An 877-nucleotide genomic window follows, 5' to 3' on the forward strand; every position below is an offset into this window, starting at 1 on the left:
CGCGACGGTGACGTACAGGAGAACCGCTGAGACGGCCGTGAATCCGAGGGTCCAGCCTCGCTGCCCGGCCCGCCGCGCGGCGATGGTCACCGCGATCGCCGCGGAGGACATCAGCACCAGCACACCGGTGGCGTAGGCGCCGCCCTGCGCGTCGACGTCGGCGTCGAAGATCCAGGTGACCAGGAAGGCGACGAGGGTGAAGACGATGACCATCGGGCGCACGGCACGGGCCCAGTGCGGCGCCATGCCGTACCGGGGGAGATAGCGGGGCATGAGGTTGAGAAGACCCGCCATGGCGGAGGCGCCGGCGAACCACAGGATGGCGATGGTGGAGAGGTCGTAGACCGTGCCGAAGGCGTTGCCCAGATACTCGTGCGCCAGGTACGCGAGCGCGCGGCCGTTGGCCTGGCCGCCCGGCTTGAACTCGTTCTCCGGGATCAGCACCGTGGTGATGAAGCTGGTGGCGATGAGGAAGACACTCATGATCAGCGCGGCCGCGGTGAGAAGCTTCTTGGTGTCGCGGATCCGGCCCTGCGGGAGCTCCTCGGTGTCGTTCGGATCGCCCTGGACATGCGGCATGACCGCGACGCCGGTCTCGAAGCCGGAGAGGCCGAGCGCCAGCTTCGGAAAGACGAGCAGGGACACGCCGATCATCGCGAAGATGTTCCCGTGCTCGGTGGTGAGGGCGCTCGTCCAGTCGGTGACCACATGTCCCGCGGTGATCACGTGCCACATCCCGACGATCACGACGACGACGTTGAGCGCGAGGTAGACGCCGACCAGTGCGACCGCGACGCCGATCGCCTCCAGGAAGCCCTTGAGGAAGACCGCGCCGAGCAGGGCCACCAGGACCAGCGTGATGATCATCTGCTTGCCG

At 67.7% G+C, this 877-nt stretch carries 1 protein-coding gene; it reads right to left on the reverse strand.

Going from position 1 to position 877, the window contains the following annotated elements:
- Positions 1-877: APC family permease (locus LQ326_RS47300; RefSeq protein WP_491074099.1), on the reverse strand; the 877-nt coding region annotated here is incomplete at both ends.

Source organism: Streptomyces shenzhenensis (genome assembly GCF_021462265.1).
Classification (GTDB): domain Bacteria; phylum Actinomycetota; class Actinomycetes; order Streptomycetales; family Streptomycetaceae; genus Streptomyces; species Streptomyces shenzhenensis.